The sequence below is a fragment of the Corynebacterium sp. LK26 genome (genome assembly GCF_014335085.1).
GTDB classification, from domain to species: domain Bacteria; phylum Actinomycetota; class Actinomycetes; order Mycobacteriales; family Mycobacteriaceae; genus Corynebacterium; species Corynebacterium jeikeium_D.
The window spans coordinates 53816-72123 of the sequence record NZ_PDHB01000016.1; the positions used below are offsets into that span (position 1 = coordinate 53816).

An 18308-nucleotide genomic window follows, 5' to 3' on the forward strand; every position below is an offset into this window, starting at 1 on the left:
TTATCGCGACTACTTAGAGCGCTTCTCGACGGGACAGCTGCGACTAAATCACACGGGCTTTTTCGGCCGTAGAAATAGCAGTGACACGCTCGCTATCACCACCGCGCACGACGACGGCAGCACCTCCACGAACCCAAGCCGACAGCACATTACGTGCCCATTTATCTGCGGTGACCTGTGAAGAATCAGGCACCAGCCAGCCGTCGGAAACGACGCGGGAACCGGTCGTGAGCTGCATCTCGTCCGCGTAATCGCCAGCAGATGAAAGCAGTTCTGCAGCCGACTTCTCCCCAATAACGGGGGTTTGGTCGGAGTCCGGGCCTGCGCCTAGATATGCGTCTGGGTGGAAACGAACTTCCGGACCAAAGTCAATGACTCCCGGTGGAATATCATCACCGCATTCCACGACACCACGGCCAAAGGGATCGTCGGTAAGCACTGCGAGGTAGGCATCTGGGAACTTCTCTTCCCACGTGCTGACGTTGCTGACAGTGGTGAATACGACCAGCGGCTCCTCATCGCTAACGGTGACGCCAGCACGCTCGCAGCCCAGGATGATGCAGGCGGACTGCCAGATCAACGGCAAGTCAATCCATACTTGGTCTCCGGCGACGAGGTCGAACTCATCGTGCAGCATGTTGGCGATCTTGCTGGCCCAGTTGTCCAGGGTTTGGGCCGATAAATCGGTACGACCGCCGGTAGTTTCGTCATAACAGGTCAAACGAGGCACGGACGGGTCGGCCTCGAGAAGTGTCTTCAGAATCTCCACGCCTCCAAGGGTAACGAGATTCTCTCCAGGCCGTCGGGAAGAGTCGCCTAACTCAATAGCAGGGTGAACAACAGGACCGTCGGCAAGCAGGCGATCGTCGTAATCACGCCACAATCGCGCGCCTGCTCAAGGTTCCGGCCGAAGCGGGAGGCGAAGGTGTAGACGTTCTGGGCTGTCGGCAGGCCGGCGATAATCACAGCTGCCAGCAGCGCATGCCCGTTGAGACCGAAGACGAAATGACCGAACAGCAGAGCGAGCGCGGGGTGGAGGAAAAGCTTCAGCATAGACGCCACCACGACGGCGCGACGAGGGGAGCGGCCGGCTTCCATAAACGGCATGCCATGCAGGCTAATACCGAAGGCCAGAAGTGCCATTGGCACTGCGGCTTGCCCCAATAGCCCCACTGGATGCGCTACGAACTGAGGTACTTCGATAGCAAACGCATTAACCGCAAGCCCCACCATCGCCGCCAGAAAGATTGGGTTCTTCAGCGGTGCCATGATGACATTGCGCGGTCGGAAATGGCCGCGGTTGGTGAGGATTTCCAGCACCGTCATGGAAGCGGGCGCATAGAAGGCAATCTGAAAGATAAGGGCCGGGACGACGGCGGTAGCGTCGTGAAGCACTGCGACTGCGATGGGCACGCCGAGATTAGCGACGTTGTTGTAACTCGTCGACATCGCGCCGACCACAGCATCGGCGCCGCGCTGTTTGAACATGGGCGCCACAAAAATCCGGTAGAACGCCGCCGTGCCAAGCGCCGACAGTGCCGCGACACCAAACGCCGAACCGAAGATGCTCGCCGAATCCGCCGTTGCGAGAGTGTGCGCGAGCATGCACGGCATCGCGATCCAGAACACGACCATGTTCAGGGTAAAAGATGCCCGCTTATCGACGATCTCACTGCGCCCAAACAACCAGCCAACAATGATCAGTACTGCGACGGAACCAAAGCCGGTGAATATTTCGGTGAGAGCGGGCATAAGTGCATATTTTAGACAATAAAAAACGGACCCAATCCAATCCCCTCGGTGGGGAAGGACTGAGTCCGTTTTACGCTGTTATCGCATGTATCGTCATGCGGCCAGCGCGTAAATAAGGCCTTTCGGCGGGTGTTCGAATGATCGGCTCCCGCCGACCAGCCATCTTTAGCGGCTGGTGAACGGCAGGAGTGCCATCTCGCGGGCGTTCTTCACAGCGGTAGCGACCTGGCGCTGCTGCTGCGGAGTCAGACCGGTGACGCGGCGGGAACGAATCTTGCCACGGTCAGAGATGAACTGGCGGAGCAGGTTAATGTCCTTGTAATCAACCTTCTCAACGCCTGCGGCCTTGAGCGGGTTCTTCTTCGGGCGGCGGGACTGCTCCATCCGCGCCTTCTTGTTAGAGTGATTGCGCTTCATTGGTGCTCCTCGACTTACCAGCTGGACTTACGGACGCCCGGGAGTTCGCCACGGTGGGCCATCTCACGAACGCGGACACGGGACAGACCGAACTTGCGGAGGTAGCCGCGTGGGCGACCATCTGCAGCGTCACGGTTGCGGACGCGAATCGGGGACGCGTCACGCGGCTGACGGTTCAGCTCGTACTGTGCGTCCATGCGCTCTTCGTCAGTGGAGTGCGGGGACTTGATGATGCGCTTCAGTTCAGCGCGACGTTCTGCATAACGAGCGACGATTTCCTTGCGCTGCTCGTTCTTGGCAATCTTGGACTTCTTAGCCATGAATTAGCGCTCCTCGCGGAATTCGACGTGCTTGCGGACAACCGGATCGTACTTCTTAATGGTGATACGGTCCGGGGTATTGCGCTTGTTCTTACGGGTCACGTAGGTGTAACCGGTGCCCGCAGTGGACTTCAGCTTGATGATTGGACGAATGTCATTACGTGCCATTTTTTAGATCTTCTCCCCACGTGCACGAATCTGAGCAACAACAGCCTCGATACCGTACTTGTCGATGGTCTTCAGACCCTTCGGGGACACATTCAGAGTGATGTGACGCCCCTCAGAGGCGAGGTAGAACTTCTTACGCTGCACGTTGGGGTTCCAACGGCGCGACGTGCGCCGGTGGGAGTGGGACACGGTCTTGCCGAAAGACGGCTTGCGTCCCGTAACCTGGCAAATCGCCGACATAGGGATTCCTTTGCTTCCTTGCCGCCCAATGCCGACATCACTGGTGCGCCACGCCGGACTATTGAATAACCGAGGAATCCACCTGGCCTTTTCCGGGGCGCTGCCCACTGACACTCGACGCTGAGCGCGTAAACGAATAACTAGACAACAGCGAGAGAACAGTTTACACACGAGTTGCGGGATAACCTAATCGCTGTTCCACTGTGGTTTTCTCGGCGCGACTCTCGCGGGTCGTCATAGAGTTCGTGCTTGTCGACGGGCGTTAGTGCAGGGCCCTTTTTTAATTTTCGGGCTCGAGCCTGTAATATTCCATCGAGTGTCACATGCCGGTTTATAGAAATATTGACCCGGTACGTGTCATTGTAAGTCGTGTTCGTACCCAACTCAGGCACGATTCTCTCACTCTTAGCTGGGGGAAAGCGACCTGAAGTTCAATCCTGAGGGAAACGAGAATTAATGAAGAAGGACATCCATCCTGATTACCACCCGGTGGTTTTCAAGGACGCAGGCACGGGTCACTCTTTCCTTACCCGTTCCACCGCCACCTCCGACCGCACTGTCGAGTGGGAAGACGGTAACGAGTACCCGCTGATCGTCGTTGACGTCACCAGCGAGTCGCACCCGTTCTGGACCGGTGCTCAGCGTGTCATGGACACCGCTGGTCGCGTCGAGAAGTTCCAGCGCCGTTACGGTAACCGCATTCGCCGCGCGAAGAAGAACTAAGAATAGGAGGGGAATAAGAAAATGGCAGTACCAAAGCGTCGCATGTCGCGTGCTAACACCCGCGCTCGCCGTTCCCAGTGGAAGAGCAACAACGTCGCTCTCCAGGAAGTCAAGGTAAACGGCCGCGTCTACAACGTTCCTCGTCGCATCGCCAAGGCTGTTCAGCTCGGCCTGGTTGACGTCGAGAAGTTCTAACGCGCATCTTTTAGGATGCTGACAACGTTCCTCGCTGAACCGCGAAGCGCTTCGCGCGCCCAGAGTGCGTTCAGTGCGTAAGGAACAGTTGATAAAGAGCTTTTTAAACCTCACCCCATCGCTTGTACTCGGCGATGGGGTGAGGTTTTTCAGTTCTATGGCCAGGTTTTATGGGAGCACTCTCACGAAGAATCTGTGTCACATTTACACTCACCTTATATTTTCAAGGCACAATGGGCAGTATGAAGATTTTGGTAGTTGATGACGATCAAGCGGTACGCGAAGCGTTGCGGCGATCGTTGACTTTTAATGGCTACACGGTCGAGCTCGCCGAGGATGGCGCAGAGGCCTTGGAAAAGATTGCCAAGGATCGTCCGGATTTGGCTATTTTGGATGTCATGATGCCGAAGCTGGACGGCCTGGATGTTTGCCGTCGGCTGCGCAGCGAAGGCGATGATCTGCCGGTCATGATGTTGACTGCACGTGATTCGGTCTCCGAACGCGTAGCTGGTCTTGATGCCGGCGCAGATGACTACCTGCCCAAGCCGTTCGCATTGGAAGAGCTGCTCGCTCGTGTCCGTTCGCTACTTCGTCGTTCTGCTTTGGAAGTGCCTGCGATGGAGGATGCCGCAACTCTGCAGTTTGAGGATCTCTCCCTGGACCCGGAAACTCGTGAGGTCTTCCGCGGTGAACGCCGCATTAGCCTCACTCGTACAGAATTTGCGCTGCTGGAATTGCTGATGAGCAACCCGCGGCGTGTACTCTCCCGTACCGCCATCTTGGAGGATGTCTGGGGCTATGACTTCCCGACGTCCGGCAATGCGCTGGAGGTCTACATTGGCTACCTGCGGCGCAAGACGGAGGCAGAGGGAGAGCCGCGTCTGATTCACACCGTTCGTGGTGTCGGTTATGTGATGCGGGAGACCGCACCGTGATGTTGCGCCGTCGTCGTTCGACCGGCGGTGGCGTGCAATCAAATCAGCGTTCTGCCACGGAGGCCAATCCGGGGCAAGGTACCGTCGGTAAGCAAGAGAAGTCCGCGAATACTGAGACGATGGCAGGGGAATCGCTTCCCGGCCTGCCGCGGAGCTCGCGTATCCCTTCGCTGCGTTGGCGGCTGACTATTCTGACAGCGCTCATTGTGGCGATGTCGGTGGGGCTGATGACGCTGGCTGCTTTTTTTACTGTGCAGGCAGCGCTATACCGCGAGGTGGACAGTAACCTCCGTAACCAGGCGGAAAAGCTGCTGATGTCACCGTACGCTTCGGAGTTTGCCATTGGCCCCTCCTTTGAAGCGGACTCGAACAGGATTCTGAACCCCGATCTGGACGCGGTGTACTTTGCCCACGGCAGTGTGGCGGGCAAAGGCGGTGGCTCAATCTCTATTGGTGGCCCCGAACTTGCGGTGTTGCGGGGGAATCGACAGGAATCGATTCGCACCGATGAGTACAACGGCCGTCGTGTATACGCCGTCCGCTCCGAAGACGGTGCGACGCTGATCCTTTCTCAGGATCTGAGCTCGACGCAGTCGGTCTTGAAAGCGCTCAGTGCAGTGCTGCTGAGTATCTCTGCTATCGGAATCCTCTTCGCAATCGGATCAGGTATTACGGTGGCAACAACGGGTCTGCGCCCGGTCACTCGGCTGCGCATTGCTGCGGAGCGAGTGACGGAAACCGACGAGCTGCGCCCAATCCCTGTGGAGGGCGATGATGAGCTTGCGCGCTTTACCCGCAGCTTCAATGAGATGTTGGCTGCACTTCAAGCGTCGCGCATTAAGCAGGCGGAGCTGGTTGCAGATGCTGGTCATGAGTTGAAGACTCCGCTGACGTCGTTACGCACAAATATTGAACTGCTGATGATGGCCTCCCGTTCGGGAGCGGCAATCTCGGATGAGGATCGCGCGGATCTGGAAGCTGACGTCATCGCACAGCTGGAAGAGTTGTCGACGTTGGTCGGTGACTTGGTTGATCTGGCACGCGAAGATGGCCCGCAACAGGTTATTGAGCATGTCGATGTCGACGAAATCATTTCCACGTCGCTGGCGCGTGTTGAGCGTCGTCGTCCGGATATTACCTTCGATGTGCAGACAGCTCCGTGGTATGTCTACGGGGATTCGGCGGGTCTTGGTCGCGCAGTTTTGAACTTGATGGACAATGCTGCAAAGTGGTCGCCAGAAAATGGCACCGTGCGGGTTCGTCTGACGCCGCTCAGCGAGGTTGTTGCTGAATTCACGGTGGCGGACTCGGGGCCAGGTATCCCGAAGGAAGATCGAGACAAGGTCTTCGAGCGTTTCTACCGTTCCATTCAGTCGCGGTCGATGCCTGGATCCGGCCTGGGCTTGGCCATTGTGAAGTCGGTCATCGTCCGCCACGGGGGTACGATTACTGCCGATGAGTCCGATGATGGCGGTGCCTTGATGCGAGTAACGCTGCCGGGCAGTCCGCACAGCGGAAAAGGTGACGACTCCGATTCAGCTCAAGAGCCTAGCTAGAAACGCATAACCCCACGTCAAAGCTGATGTAATCCCCGCTGCGCGCGGCCTTTTAAGGAAGCGTGTGGCGGGGATTCGGTGTTTCATTCGGGGAATTATCGGCGAGACCGCAGACTGCTCTCAGCCAATTGTTAGACAGACAGTGCAAGGTATTACGTATGAGCAACTCTTTCAACGATTCCTCGCGGGGAGATGAGCGGGGACACTACTCCTCGCAATCTCACAACTTCAGCGAGAACCGTGCCATGGGGGATGCTGGTGAGACAAACCAGTTTTCTGTCAATGAGCGCGGCTGGGAGAATTCCCACTACAACACCATCCCGTCTCAGCCGAACGGCGCTTACGGAGGCGGTTCAGAGTGGGACGTTGCGGCCAATCAGCAGAAGACCAAGGGTGCCCAGGGGGCTAAGGGCATGGGGGCGCTGGCAGTCGCTGCCCTGATGCTGTGCTCGGCCGGTATCGGTGGCGGTGTCGGCGCATGGGTAGTTCACAACTCGCAGTCGTCGGCCCCCGCGGATAACGCGCTGGATAAGCCTGCGGAAACCCGTCAGGTAGCAGCAGCTGAGGGGTCCGTGGAGAAGGTCGCGCAGAAGGTCCTTCCCAGTGTCGTGTCCATCACCACTGCCTCGGAGCGGGGCACGGCGTCGGGGTCAGGTTCCATTCTGTCGTCCGACGGTCTGGTGCTGACGAATAATCACGTCGTCGCAGGCGCGGGTCCGGACGCACATATGGAAGTCCTGCTTTCCGACGGCACCACGCACCCGGCAACTCTGGTTGCAGGGGATGCGGCTACGGATATTGCCGTTATTCGAATTGAAGGTGTTAACGGGCTGCGCCCAATCTCGCTGGGCAACTCCTCGCAGGTTCAGGTTGGCCAGGAAGTGGTGGCCGTTGGTTCGCCGCTGGGACTGACCTCCACTGTTACGCAGGGCATTGTCTCCGCTAAGAACCGTCCGGTGACCGCCGCTGGTGAAGACGGTCAGTCCTCGGTCATTGATGCAATCCAGACCGATGCGGCGATTAATCCGGGTAACTCCGGCGGAGCGCTAGTGGACATGGAAGGCAACCTCATCGGTGTGCCCAGCGTGATTGCCTCTAACAGTGAGGCATCGGAACAGGCGGGCAGCATTGGCCTTGGTTTCGCAATTCCGGTTAATCAGGCTCGTCGCATAGCGGAAGACCTGATCGATTCCGGCAAGGCGCGGATGCCTGTCATTGGTGCCCAGATCGATTCGCGTCCGATTGCACGTGGTGCACTGGTGCGAGAAGTAACGCCAGGTGGCCCAGCTGATAAGGCGGGTCTGAAAGATGGTGACCTGATTACCAAGGTTGATGACCGCACACTTGACAACGGCGTTGCACTAATTGCGGCTATTCGGTCGCATCGGATCGGGGATTCTGTCACACTTACAGTTACAGATGAGCGAGGCGGCAACGAGCGAACGGTCGATGTCACCTTGGCAGAAGCCCAGGATTGATAGGCAGCGTGGTGGAGTGAGTACCTCACCATCTGTAGAAGAGTTTTCGAGTGAAACTTCGAGTGAAAAGCTGTGGGAGAAAGCGAGATAGAGCAGATGAGCGAAACCGTGAGTACTGAGCCAAGTGACGTCAACCTCGCTGAGATGGAGCGTCTTATCAACGACGACGGCCAGGTCCGAAATGCGTTCGTTGTCCTCGTGGGGGACCATTTCGAGAACCCGGATGGTGCGGCTTCGCTCATGGTTGAGCTGTTGGAAGAAGACGGCTACTCGGTCGATGCCGTGGTCAGCACTGGTGCAGTCAAGCGTGAGATCCGGAAGGCTCTAGATACCGCTGTTGTCGGTGGCGCAGATTTGGTCGTCACGGTGGGCGGTGTTGGAGTTGGTCCTCGTGCGAAGACTCCGGATGCCACTCGCAAGGTTCTTGATGTGCGGCTGCAGGGCATCGAGCAGGCTATTCGTAACTCCGGTATGGGAGCTGGCGCCTTGGATGCGGGGCTGTCCCGCGGTTTGGCCGGTGTGTCCGGTCAGACAGTGATTGTCAATCTCGCGGAGTCTCGCGCTGCAGTGCGCGATGGCATGGCGACAATTCTCCCGCTGGTCTCACATGTGCTTGATGACCTCTGCCGCTGGAGCGTCTAGGAATGGGCGACGCCAAACATCCCAATCAGCCCGAGCAAGAGCAAGAGCAAGCCGCGCCGCGCAGTGGCAGCCGTAGGCAACGTCGTCGCGCAGGTGTACCGGCGAAAAACTTTGCCCAGTCACGCAGTGCGAAAACTGCGCGCACAGTGCACTATCACGATGAATCCCCGGAGGATGCTCGTGATTTTGATGCGGACTACTGGACAAAACAGCGCCCACCCCATTGGGGATGAGCGCTGTGTAAAAAGCGTTAGTTAGCTTCTTATCGGAAGCTCGCAACTAGCAGCTAGAGGCTAGTTCAGCTCCGTCTTCGGCTTGCCGTTCTGCTCTGCCAGCAGGTCACGAATCTCAGTCAGCAGGTCAGCCTCGGTGACCTCCGGTTCAGCGGAGGTCTCCAGACGAGCCTCACGCATCTCGTTGAACTTGTTCATCGGAGCAACGATGACGAAGTAGACAACCGCTGCGACCAGCAGGAAGTTGATGACTGCGGTGATGACAGCTGCGAAGTCAAGGTAGGTCGACGGGTTGCCGCTGATGATTTCGAAGCCAAGGCCAGTGACCTCTGCGCCACCGATGGTGTTCAGCAGCGGCTCGAGCAGGCTGTCGGTGAAAGCAGTGACGATTGCGGTGAACGCAGCACCGATGACAACACCGACCGCCAGGTCGATGACGTTGCCGCGCATGATGAACTCTTTAAAGCCCTTAAGCATAGGAAATTTCCTTCTGTAGAAACGGAACAAACCAAACGAGACCTGTGAGTCATCGTGTTGCTCATGGCAGGCCCATACGATTTTGAGAAACGGGGCAGTGCGATATCAGGCAGTGCCACTCTTCTTCGCTCTAATCGTAGTTTTGAATTGCCTGGCCATTGTATCCCCGCACTAAGTTGTGGGACAAGTCAACTTTCTGCGAAAAACACTGTTCAGGACCATAAAATCTTTGAACCAGTGAGATTTTGGTCACTAACCCGCGAGTAACAGTGTGAGCGGAGATGCTAGCGATGTCGCAGCCACCACCTCCGCGGCGCCGGTGGGCAGAGCGACCAAGACCACCTCATCGTCGACGATGTTGACCACCCTTGCCCCGTGTGCAAGCGGCGCCGCCACCCCGCGCTCATCCGCTGTCGACACAATATCCACGCTGTCACCAGTGCGAAGAGCGGACACAATGCCCGCATCAGTCAACGTGATGGCAATAATTTTGCTTTCCGACGTCCCCGTCAGCGACTTGGCAAGTGACGGGCCGACCATTCGCTGCTCTGTAATTATCTCTCTCGGTGACATGCCGGTGGCCAGGGTGCGTCCCCGCACAGAGGCGATGTCCGTTACGGCTCCACCGGGAACGAGCTCCCGGGGAATGTCCTTGAAAGCCACATCTTGTTCTGCCACCGATGCGCCAGCGGCAATGGATTTGGCGCTAACCACTACCCGAATATGGCCGCTGCGGGGTGTCAATGACTCCACCGCCGCCAGGCCGACTGCGCATAGGAAAACAGTGAGGGCAACCATCCGCCGAATAGTTGTGGGGCGGAGCTTTCGGAATGGACGCGGAAACCGGGACGAATATTTTGGGCTCATATTAAGTTAGGCGCGAAAATCCCGGAATCGGTTCCATTAAATCTGTGAAATCCCCGCTGGCGTGATCACATAATCGGCAGGAATGTCGTGCTCATCGTAGGCAAGCTCCGTGCGCAATTCGGTGTTGAAAACTGCAACAGCGATGGCCGCAGCTCTCACCCCATCCGTATCACTGTCGCGTCGAGCGAAAACCAAGCTGCGATCGTAGTAACCAGCGCCACGCCCTAACCGCATCCCGGTTGCGGGGTCGGCCGCAACTGCCGGCAGGATAATGGCGTCGGCAACACCCAGCTCAGCTGGGCCAGCAGAGTCTTCCACCGAAACAGGTTCCAAGAGTCCAAATCGGCCCTTGTGGAAGCTGCCGTTGTAGTAACCCCAGTGCAGCGGTTGTGGTGGACCGGGCGGGCAGACGGGAAGCAGAATTCGTGCTCCGGAAACCGCGTTTGCCAGAGCCTCCACAAAGCCCTGGCCGGGCTTACCGCCAGTCGAACTAGAAACGCTTGCGCCGGGTTCGTCACCAGCGGGGACATAAGCGGCAATGACAGGTTTTGCGAGGTCGCCGACGGTGTTGGATAACCATTCTTGCAACCGCTGTACCAGTGCTTCGTCGTCAAGCATGCGCTCACGCTGCCCCTTGGCGGCGCGTGCGGCGAGTACCTCGTGCCGTGTGCGGGCTTTGAAATCAGACGTGGTTTCGGGAAGCGGAGCCATACCTGCAAACCTACTCTGTCAGGTAGGGGAGCGACCTCTGTCGTCAGCGCAGGAGAAAATTTCTGATTAATGCGTTGAAAAAGCGGGGTCAGCCTCCGAGCAAATGGAAGTTATATAGGTATCGTTGCCATTATGGTCTCATCGTCTAAAGAGTCTGGTTCGGACATGACTACTCCGGTTCGAACTGTCATCGTTCCTGCCGCGGGCATGGGTACGCGATTCTTGCCTGCCACCAAGACAGTGCCGAAAGAATTGCTGCCCGTAGTTGATACGCCGGGCATCGAGATGATTGCTGAAGAGGCCGCCGCCACTGGTGCGCAACGCCTGGCTATTGTCACAGCGCCGAGTAAGGATGGCGTGCTTGGGCACTTCGACCCGCGCCCGGACCTTGAGCAGACTCTCGCCGAGCGTGGCAAGGACAAGATTGCAGCGAAGGTACGCCGCGCCACCGAGGTCATTCGCGTGGAATCCGTTGTTCAAGATCGACCGCTGGGCCTGGGGCATGCGGTGTTGGTCGCAGAGCCGCTGCTCGAAGACGATGAGGACAGCGTTGCTGTCATGCTTCCCGACGATCTCGTGCTCCCAGTGGGCGTGATGGATCGGATGACGGAAGTGCGCGAGCGCTTTGGTGGTTCGGTGCTGTGTGCGCTGGAAATTCCTCATGAAGAGGTCTACAACTACGGTGTCTTCGATATTGAGGACGCCACCCCGGCGGAGTCTGGTGAGCTCGGTGCTGACGCGGCCGACGCTGATGCCTGGGACGATGTGAAGCGAGTCAAGGGCATGGTGGAAAAGCCGGACCCTGCGGATGCTCCATCCAACTTCGTTGCAGTCGGACGTTACTTGCTCGATCGCGCCATCTTCGATGCGCTGCGCCGCATCCCGCGCGGTAAGGGCGGCGAATACCAGCTCACCGATGCAATTGAGCTGCTGATTCAAGAGGGGCATCCGGTTCATGTGGTCGTTCACAAGGGGTTCCGCCATGACCTGGGAAATCCTGGTGGCTTCATTCGTGCTTGCGTAGACTTTGGACTCAGGCATCCGGACTACGGCGAGGGGCTGCGCGACTACATGCAGCAGCGTCTGGCGCAGGATGAACAGGCTTAAAGCCTTTTTATAGAGGCTTGTACTGAGAAGCTGAATAGCATAAAGCGCACCGCGGGTTGGTGCCGAGGAAGGTAAAACATGCGTTCTGTGGAAGAACAGTTGGCGGCAATCACCGCACACGCTGTGATGCCTGATCCTGTGCGCGTTGCTATTTCGGAATCCCTCGGCATGCTGTGCGCTGAAGATGTCATCGCAGAGCAGCCGTTACCGGGATTCGTGCAGTCAGCAATCGATGGTTATGCGGTGCGCGCTGTCGATATCGTCGGCGAATCTGGTTCTTTACCTCCGGATGCGCGTCAGAGTGATGTTGATTTTCGCGAGGTTGAGCTACCTGTTGTCGGTGAGGTGACAGCGGGTTCGCATCACCCGATGCGGCTACAGCCGAAGCAGGCCGTGCGCGTACAAACTGGTGCGCCGCTGCCATCGCTTGCCGACGCCGTCGTGCCCCTAAACTGGACCGACCGCGGTGGCCGTCGAGTTAATGTTCTCCATCCGGTCTACTCCGGTGACTTTGTGCGCAAGGTCGGTGACGACGTGCAGCCGGGTGACGTGGCGGTGTCCTTGGACTCGGTGATTTCGCCGTCACAGGTTGGATTGCTGGCAGCGGTGGGGCGTTCGAAGGTTTTGGTGCACCCCAAGCCGCGTATGTCCGTGATTTCCATTGGTAATGAGTTGGTCGATGTTGACCGCACGCCGGGGCTCGGTCAGGTCTACGACGTCAACTCCTACGCGTTGGCAGCAGCCGGCCGCGATGCCGGGGCCGAGGTACACCGAGTGGGTATTGCCACCGGTGAGCCCCGTCGCATCCGAGAAATCATCGAAGGCCAGCTCATTCGCAGTGAGCTCTTGGTCATCACGGGGGCTGTCGGCGGTGCCGCGGGTGAGCAGATTCGCCGTGTGCTGGCTGAATTGGGCGAGGTTGATGTTTCCCGCATCGCTATGCATCCTGGTTCGGTCCAGGGCTTTGGTCTGCTGGGAGATGACAAGATTCCAACGTTCCTCCTGCCGTCGAATCCGGTCGGCGCATTGGTCGTTTTTGAGGTCATGGTTCGTCCCCTCATTCGGCTGGCGTTGGGTAAGCGCAATCCCCGCCGCCGCGCTGTCACCGCTCGTGCTGTCGGCCCGATTGAGTCGGCGGAGAAGCGCCGTGGCTACATCCGTGGCCAGCTCATGCGTGACCGCGAGACCGGCGAGTACATGGTGCAGCCGCTGGGAGGTTCCGGCGGTGCGCAAGCCCATCTTTTGGCCGGTATGTCGGAAGCCAACAGCCTCATCGTGATTCCGGAAGACGTGCTGCACGTGCGTCCGGGAGATGTAGTTGACGTGCTGTTCATGGCGCGCCAGGCCTAACCTCACTCCACTACCGCGAGTATTGTTGCTGTGCGTACTTCTCGTCTAGTAACCAGTGGCGGCCGAGTCCGCCTGCGTGTGCCAGAGCGCTCTGATGCCTCTGCATGGCGGGCACTGCGGCTGCGCGACGAGCCCATTTTGCGCCCCGTGGAGCCAACCCTCGAGGACGACTGGGATAACGCCCACAGGGCTTCTGTTTTCCGCCGTAACCTGCGCAGTTGGCGTCGTTCAGAGGCTGCGGGAGACATGATTGTCTCCACCATTGAGGTAGACGGCCAGTTCGCCGGCATGCTCACACTCGGCGGTATTACGCCTTTCCCCGTCGCTCACGCATGGATTGGCTACTGGGTCGGCAGCGGCTTTACATGTGGAGGGGTCGCCACTGCGGCAGTGGCGTTGGCGTCGGATTATGCCAAGAGAGTTGGCGTCCACCGAATTGAAGCGACTGTGTTGGACAGCAATGTCCCGTCGATACGCGTGCTGGAAAACTGTGGGTTCGAGTACGAAGGCGTGGCGCGGGAAGCCTTCCATATGGATGGCGCGTGGCGCGATCATCTGACCTATGCGCGGGTGGGGGAGGACAGTGCAGTGGACCTCATCGTGGCGAGTGGTCGCGCGCAATATGAAGAGGCGGAGAAATACCCACCGCAACGGCGCGCCTGAGTAGTCTGAGTAACACACGCCGATAGGGTGATGACAACTCTACTATTGGGCGAATTCGCTCTAGATACGCTGACTGCCTTCGCAAATGCCTCTGTGGAAGGGCATGTGGGTGGCGTATTTGGGCCGGGGAGAGACGGCGAAACCCCGGGCGAAATCGCAAGGAGACACAAAATATGTCAACTTCACTGTTGCTGATACTCATCGTTGTACTGTGGCTGTTTGTGCTGGCCCCGCTGGTGGTCAATACGCGCAAGCCGATTCGTCGTACCTCCGATGCGCTAGGTAAGACCCGCGTGCTGCATCGTGGTGGCGAGGAGTTGGCCACGACGCGCCGCCGTCCGTCTTTTAAGGAGTCGGACGTGCGCGTGGCCGAAGAAGTCGACGATTCTCTCGAAACCGTTGACGCGCAGGTCGACGATGACTTCGATGTCAGCGACGTGCTTATCGACGACACCGTGGACGAGGCGGCCGACCCGGCCGTCGTTGACGGCGATATCGTCTACGAGCTGGAAGCGGCAGATGCAGAGGAGGAGACCCCGCAGGCGGATGATTCCGCTACCGAGGAAGCCACTGCTGAGTCTTCTGACCGCTCTGACATGGACGTGTCCGATGATGAGTCTGCAGACCAGTCGCTGCAGGCTGTCGTTAATGACGAGGATGCTGAATCTGACTCCGCCGTTGCCTCCGCCGAAGGTGACGTGGTTCGTGCAGATGAGTCCTCTTCCGATGTGAGCGTTGACGTTCGCCGTCAGTTTGTCGACGCCGATGACTTGATGTTCGAAGATGCCGTTGAATCTGACGCTGATTCCGGTGCCGCGGCTGACGCTGAGCACGCGGACGCTGAGGCTCTCTCTGAGACTGAAGAGGCAGCAGACACCGTAGACGAGCAGGCGGAACCCGACGAGACTGTCGAGGACGACAGCGACCACAGTGTCGAGTCCAACGATGACGCAGTCGCTGTCGATGACACCTTGACCGAAGATGATTACGCGTTCGCTGAGAAGCGCCGTGGTCGTGGTGGGTTCGATCCGATTTCGGATGCCCAGTACGCTGAGACTCGCTTTGCCCGCCGCCGCCGTTCGGTTGCTGGGCTGGCGGCGTTCATCGCAGTCACGGTTATCATCGCTGCTTTCGCTGGTGGTTGGACCTGGTGGATTCCACTGGTCGGTGTCGGCTTGATGACCCTGTATCTGGTCAACCTGCGCCGCACCGTGCGTGCAGAGCAGGAACTGCGGGCTCGCCGAATTCGCCGTATGAAGATGGCCCGCCTCGGCGTGCGTAACCGCGAGGATGATGAGCTGGGAATTCCACAGCGTCTGCGCCGTCCGGGCGCGGTAGTGGTCGAGCTTGATGATGAGGACCCGGATTTCGCAGATTTGGCCTACACTGACTACCGCTTTGATGACGACGATTATGACGAAATGCCACAGGCTCGTGTGAGCTAGTCCTGTGAGCTGAGCCGTAGAACAACCTTAAAGTTGTCTGAGCACGTCAGCGCGATTTTTTGTTAGAAACTCGGCCTGTTACGATGTCACTACCTAAGACATGACACACCGGGTGTGTTTGGCGGAAGGCTTCTCCCGAGGGGTTGGGAGAAGCCTTTTTGCATGTTTAAGTCGCTGGCCTCTCGCAGCCGCAGTGCTACCGTGTTTTGACCGTGCCGTCGGGTAGCATGTCCCTCATGGATCGACCGGTAATGCGCGATATCGCGCTCGTGATTCTCCGCCTGATACTCGGAATTATCTTCATCTGCCATGGCTGGGACAAGATTTTCATCACCGGTATCGACAAGACGACCGGTTACTTTGTCGCCGCGAATATCCCGCAGGCGCACTTGACGGTCTGGGTTGTCGCTCTAGTCGAACTGGTCGGTGGCGCGTTGCTGATTCTGGGACTCTTGGCACCGACGGTGGCGATGGTCTTCATCATTGAGATGATTGGTGCCTGGTGGTCGATGCACTTGGGCAATGGCCTGTTTATCCGCGACAACGGTGCAGAGCTTGTGATGTCACTCATCGGTGGGCTGGTGATGATTTTCGTATTCGGGGCCGGCCGTTTCAGTTTGGACAGGCAGTTCATCAGGTAAGACCTCATCAGATAAGACCTCATTAGGTACAACCCCCTTAAGAGTTAAAGGCGGTGGAGATCCCCCGTGGAGTGCGAGGAAATTCGCGCAGCATTGTCAGCTCGCCTCGATGGCGAGCAGGCAAGCATTGCCGATGAAGTCATCGATGCCCATCTTGGGGCCTGCGAGGAGTGCCGAGCTTGGTACGAGCGAGCGGTGCGGCTGAACCGCGCCCTTACGGTTGGGCCTGCCGATGGCATGCCGGAGATTTCCACGGATGATCTCTCGGAGCGCATTTTGGTCTCCATCGAACCGGAGCGCCGGCGGCGTGAGCGCGCATGGCTGCTCATGGCCGGCACCGCCCGCGGGGTGCTCATTGCACTGGGCCTTTGCTGGGCGGTCTGGGGGATTGCGACGCTGGTCGACGCCTCCGGCATGATGACGCTCGGACTTTCCTCGACGCAGCCGCAGGGCGGTGCAGGAATCGCGACAAGCACGGAAGCGCCTATCGACGGTTCCACTGCCACTGTTGACCCAATGGAGCTCGGAGCACGCCTTGCCATCCAACTCGCGGCAATTCGGCTTGCGTTGGCAGTGGGATTGTTCTGGGCTGCCTGGCGGCCACGCGCTGCCATGGGCATGGCGCCGGTCTACGGTGCCGTCGCCACGTTCAGCATCGGTTTTGGTATTCGTGACATTCTCATCGGTGCTCAGGGAGCATCAGAGATCGCTGGCCTGGCCTTGATGTTTGTCTCCGCTTTGACGCTGGCCGTTGTGTGGCTGGGCGGTTATACGCCGACGGCAATCGCACAGGCATGGCGGGCTGCCTCCGGGTTGCCGGTCACAGGCGTGCCGCCACAGCGGGACTAGCTCCAGGACGGCAACCAGAACCGCCATTCAAAGTGGTTGAGAGGCAGCGGGTAGCCGGTCAAAATCGGCAGCCAGAACACAAACGCGGCCACCACTAGTGCGGCGTGCGTGTCAACGATTACCAACCCCACCGGCTTATCGCGGGGCCGCCAGTGTGAGAGATCGTCGGCAAGCAGAGCAAAGGCGATGAGTACGAATGGAATCAGCGCGGTGGCGTAGAAGAAGTACATCTGACGGTCGTAGCCGATGACCCACGGCAGCCACGAGGCGAGGAACCCGATGACTGGCAGCGCGTAGCGGCCGTCGCGGCGGCCGAGCCAGCGCCATGTGGCCCACAGGACCACGGGGACCAGCAACCACCAGATGGGCGGGGTGCCAAAGAGCATCATCCAGCCCTTGCACTCCTGGCCACCACTGCAGTTGGTTTCGGTGGAGTAGTAGAGCATTGGCCGCCAGCTGACCAGCCACTCCCAGGGCTTGGACTCCCAAGGGTGTTTGTGGCCATTAGAGGTGGTCAGCTCGGCGTGGAACTTCAGCACGCTGTTCTGGTAGTGCAGGTAGTTCTGCACGGCCTCGGGAAGCCAGCCGGTGCCGGGGAGTCCCATATCGCGCTCTTCGGGCGAGACATGGCGATAGACCGACGTTTCTTCGGCGAACCAAGAACGCCAACTTAAGAAGTAAACGCCCAGCGGGACCACCACCAGATCACGCAATGCCGGGGCGGTATCGCGGGCGAGTGCGCCGAGCACGGGCTTGTCCGCACCGGCATTCTTGCGTGACACCAGATCCGTGAAAACGGACCACAGGCCGAATGCGGCCATGTAGTACAGACCGGACCACTTCACCCCGGTGGCAAGCCCCAGCATGATGCCGGCGAGCAGTCGCCACCAGCGATAACTGAGATAGGGGCCGAAACTACCTAGCTCCGTGGCGGATTCCAGGCGCTTGCGGGCATCGGCCTGGTCAATGAGAAGTGCCCACGCGGCCGCGATGATGAAGAAGGTCTGAATCATGTCCAGCATGCCGACCCTGGAGGAGACAAACAGCACTCCGTCGGCAAGCGCGTAGAGACCAGCAATACCCACCGCCAACCGCGAGCCGCGAGAGATGCGTCGGACGATGTCCATGAGCAGCAGGATAACCAGCGTGCCACACACCGCCGACATAAATCGCCAGCCCATTGGTGAATAACCGAAGATCCACTCGCCCAAGGCGATGACCTGCTTGGCCACTGGCGGATGCACAATCAGACCGTAGCCGGGATTGTCCTCAATGCCAGACGAGATGGGGTCGCGCGTGGACTCCAGAATCTGCCATGCCTGCGGCACATAGTGCTTCTCATCGAAGAGCGGGGTGCCATTGTCGGTCTTGGCAGCAAGCCCGATGAAACGCGTTAGCGCTGCGACGATTCCGAGAACCACAAAAGTGGCGGTATCCCATTTGTCCCACAGCCGCAGTGGCGGCAGCGGGGGAACCGGGGGAATCGGGCGCAGGAAACGCTTTTTCGCGCGGCGCTCGGTTTCCGGTGGTGGGGTTAAA

At 58.7% G+C, this 18308-nt stretch carries 22 protein-coding genes; 12 read left to right on the forward strand and 10 right to left on the reverse strand.

Going from position 1 to position 18308, the window contains the following annotated elements:
- Positions 1-43: 43 nt before the first annotated feature.
- From CRD13_RS08555 to rpmB, 6 genes are all read right to left on the reverse strand, one after another.
- Positions 44-769: a TIGR03089 family protein gene (locus CRD13_RS08555; RefSeq protein ID WP_016423276.1), complete on the reverse strand. Its 726-nt coding sequence runs from the start codon at positions 767-769 to the stop codon at positions 44-46.
- Between the two features lie 47 nt (positions 770-816).
- A complete protein-coding gene (locus CRD13_RS08560) occupies positions 817-1752 on the reverse strand; it encodes an AEC family transporter (protein WP_049171304.1) in 936 nt (311 codons plus the stop codon).
- A 165-nt stretch (positions 1753-1917) separates the two neighbouring features.
- Positions 1918-2169: a 30S ribosomal protein S18 gene (gene rpsR, locus CRD13_RS08565; RefSeq protein WP_005511410.1), complete on the reverse strand. Its 252-nt coding sequence runs from the start codon at positions 2167-2169 to the stop codon at positions 1918-1920.
- A gap of 14 nt (positions 2170-2183) precedes the next feature.
- On the reverse strand, positions 2184-2489 hold the full coding sequence (gene rpsN / locus CRD13_RS08570) for a 30S ribosomal protein S14 (protein ID WP_005511414.1): 306 nt from the start codon (positions 2487-2489) through the stop codon (positions 2184-2186).
- Between the two features lie 3 nt (positions 2490-2492).
- Positions 2493-2657 carry a 50S ribosomal protein L33 gene (gene rpmG / locus CRD13_RS08575; RefSeq protein ID WP_005511413.1) on the reverse strand — a complete coding sequence of 55 codons (165 nt, stop codon included), beginning with the start codon at positions 2655-2657 and terminating at the stop codon, positions 2493-2495.
- Between the two features lie 3 nt (positions 2658-2660).
- Positions 2661-2897, reverse strand: coding sequence for a 50S ribosomal protein L28 (gene rpmB / locus CRD13_RS08580; protein ID WP_016423274.1), 237 nt, complete (start codon positions 2895-2897; stop codon positions 2661-2663).
- 456 nt (positions 2898-3353) lie between these two features.
- Between rpmB and CRD13_RS08585 the strand changes: the two genes are divergently transcribed.
- The 6 genes from CRD13_RS08585 (at position 3354) to CRD13_RS08610 (ending at position 8426) form a co-directional block, all read left to right on the forward strand.
- Entirely contained in the window at positions 3354-3620 is a 267-nt protein-coding gene (locus tag CRD13_RS08585; protein ID WP_005511390.1) for a type B 50S ribosomal protein L31, read from the forward strand.
- 21 nt (positions 3621-3641) lie between these two features.
- Positions 3642-3815, forward strand: a complete 174-nt coding sequence (rpmF, locus tag CRD13_RS08590; RefSeq protein WP_005511439.1) for a 50S ribosomal protein L32 — start codon at positions 3642-3644, stop codon at positions 3813-3815.
- A gap of 242 nt (positions 3816-4057) precedes the next feature.
- The gene (locus CRD13_RS08595) at positions 4058-4750 is read left to right on the forward strand and encodes a response regulator transcription factor (protein ID WP_005511429.1); all 693 of its coding nucleotides are present in this window, start codon (positions 4058-4060) and stop codon (positions 4748-4750) included.
- A complete protein-coding gene (locus CRD13_RS08600) occupies positions 4750-6306 on the forward strand; it encodes a HAMP domain-containing sensor histidine kinase (RefSeq protein WP_016423272.1) in 1557 nt (518 codons plus the stop codon). The genes CRD13_RS08595 and CRD13_RS08600 overlap by 1 nt, the downstream gene beginning before the upstream one ends.
- Positions 6307-6464: 158 nt before the next feature.
- Positions 6465-7784 (forward strand): S1C family serine protease, encoded by a 1320-nt coding sequence (locus CRD13_RS08605; RefSeq protein ID WP_016423271.1) that lies wholly within the window; start codon positions 6465-6467, stop codon positions 7782-7784.
- Positions 7785-7856: 72 nt separating this feature from the next.
- The gene (locus tag CRD13_RS08610) at positions 7857-8426 is read left to right on the forward strand and encodes a molybdenum cofactor biosynthesis protein B (RefSeq protein ID WP_126108175.1); all 570 of its coding nucleotides are present in this window, start codon (positions 7857-7859) and stop codon (positions 8424-8426) included.
- A gap of 293 nt (positions 8427-8719) precedes the next feature.
- Here CRD13_RS08610 and mscL read toward each other — a convergent pair whose 3' ends face one another.
- From mscL to CRD13_RS08625, 3 genes are all read right to left on the reverse strand, one after another.
- The gene (gene mscL, locus CRD13_RS08615) at positions 8720-9136 is read right to left on the reverse strand and encodes a large-conductance mechanosensitive channel protein MscL (RefSeq protein ID WP_048733605.1); all 417 of its coding nucleotides are present in this window, start codon (positions 9134-9136) and stop codon (positions 8720-8722) included.
- A gap of 252 nt (positions 9137-9388) precedes the next feature.
- Positions 9389-9934 carry an SAF domain-containing protein gene (locus CRD13_RS08620; RefSeq protein ID WP_224433571.1) on the reverse strand — a complete coding sequence of 182 codons (546 nt, stop codon included), beginning with the start codon at positions 9932-9934 and terminating at the stop codon, positions 9389-9391.
- A gap of 105 nt (positions 9935-10039) precedes the next feature.
- Positions 10040-10714 carry a 5-formyltetrahydrofolate cyclo-ligase gene (locus CRD13_RS08625; protein ID WP_049171297.1) on the reverse strand — a complete coding sequence of 225 codons (675 nt, stop codon included), beginning with the start codon at positions 10712-10714 and terminating at the stop codon, positions 10040-10042.
- A 132-nt stretch (positions 10715-10846) separates the two neighbouring features.
- Here CRD13_RS08625 and CRD13_RS08630 point away from each other — a divergent pair, with 132 nt between their 5' ends.
- The 6 genes from CRD13_RS08630 to CRD13_RS08655 all read left to right on the forward strand — a co-directional run bounded on the left by CRD13_RS08630 (position 10847) and on the right by CRD13_RS08655 (position 16769).
- Positions 10847-11821 carry a UTP--glucose-1-phosphate uridylyltransferase gene (locus tag CRD13_RS08630; protein WP_016423265.1) on the forward strand — a complete coding sequence of 325 codons (975 nt, stop codon included), beginning with the start codon at positions 10847-10849 and terminating at the stop codon, positions 11819-11821.
- 78 nt (positions 11822-11899) lie between these two features.
- On the forward strand, positions 11900-13171 hold the full coding sequence (gene glp / locus CRD13_RS08635; protein WP_005511382.1) for a gephyrin-like molybdotransferase Glp: 1272 nt from the start codon (positions 11900-11902) through the stop codon (positions 13169-13171).
- Between the two features lie 30 nt (positions 13172-13201).
- Positions 13202-13834 (forward strand): GNAT family N-acetyltransferase, encoded by a 633-nt coding sequence (locus CRD13_RS08640; protein ID WP_048733595.1) that lies wholly within the window; start codon positions 13202-13204, stop codon positions 13832-13834.
- Between the two features lie 173 nt (positions 13835-14007).
- Positions 14008-15279, forward strand: a complete 1272-nt coding sequence (glpR, locus tag CRD13_RS08645) for a gephyrin-like molybdotransferase receptor GlpR (protein ID WP_016423263.1) — start codon at positions 14008-14010, stop codon at positions 15277-15279.
- A 236-nt stretch (positions 15280-15515) separates the two neighbouring features.
- Entirely contained in the window at positions 15516-15920 is a 405-nt protein-coding gene (locus tag CRD13_RS08650; protein WP_038629133.1) for a DoxX family protein, read from the forward strand.
- A gap of 66 nt (positions 15921-15986) precedes the next feature.
- Positions 15987-16769, forward strand: coding sequence for a zf-HC2 domain-containing protein (locus CRD13_RS08655; protein WP_016423261.1), 783 nt, complete (start codon positions 15987-15989; stop codon positions 16767-16769).
- Here the strand turns inward: CRD13_RS08655 and CRD13_RS08660 are convergent.
- On the reverse strand, positions 16766-18262 hold the full coding sequence (locus tag CRD13_RS08660; protein ID WP_255467835.1) for a dolichyl-phosphate-mannose--protein mannosyltransferase: 1497 nt from the start codon (positions 18260-18262) through the stop codon (positions 16766-16768). The genes CRD13_RS08655 and CRD13_RS08660 overlap by 4 nt on opposite strands.
- Positions 18263-18308: the final 46 nt, after the last annotated feature.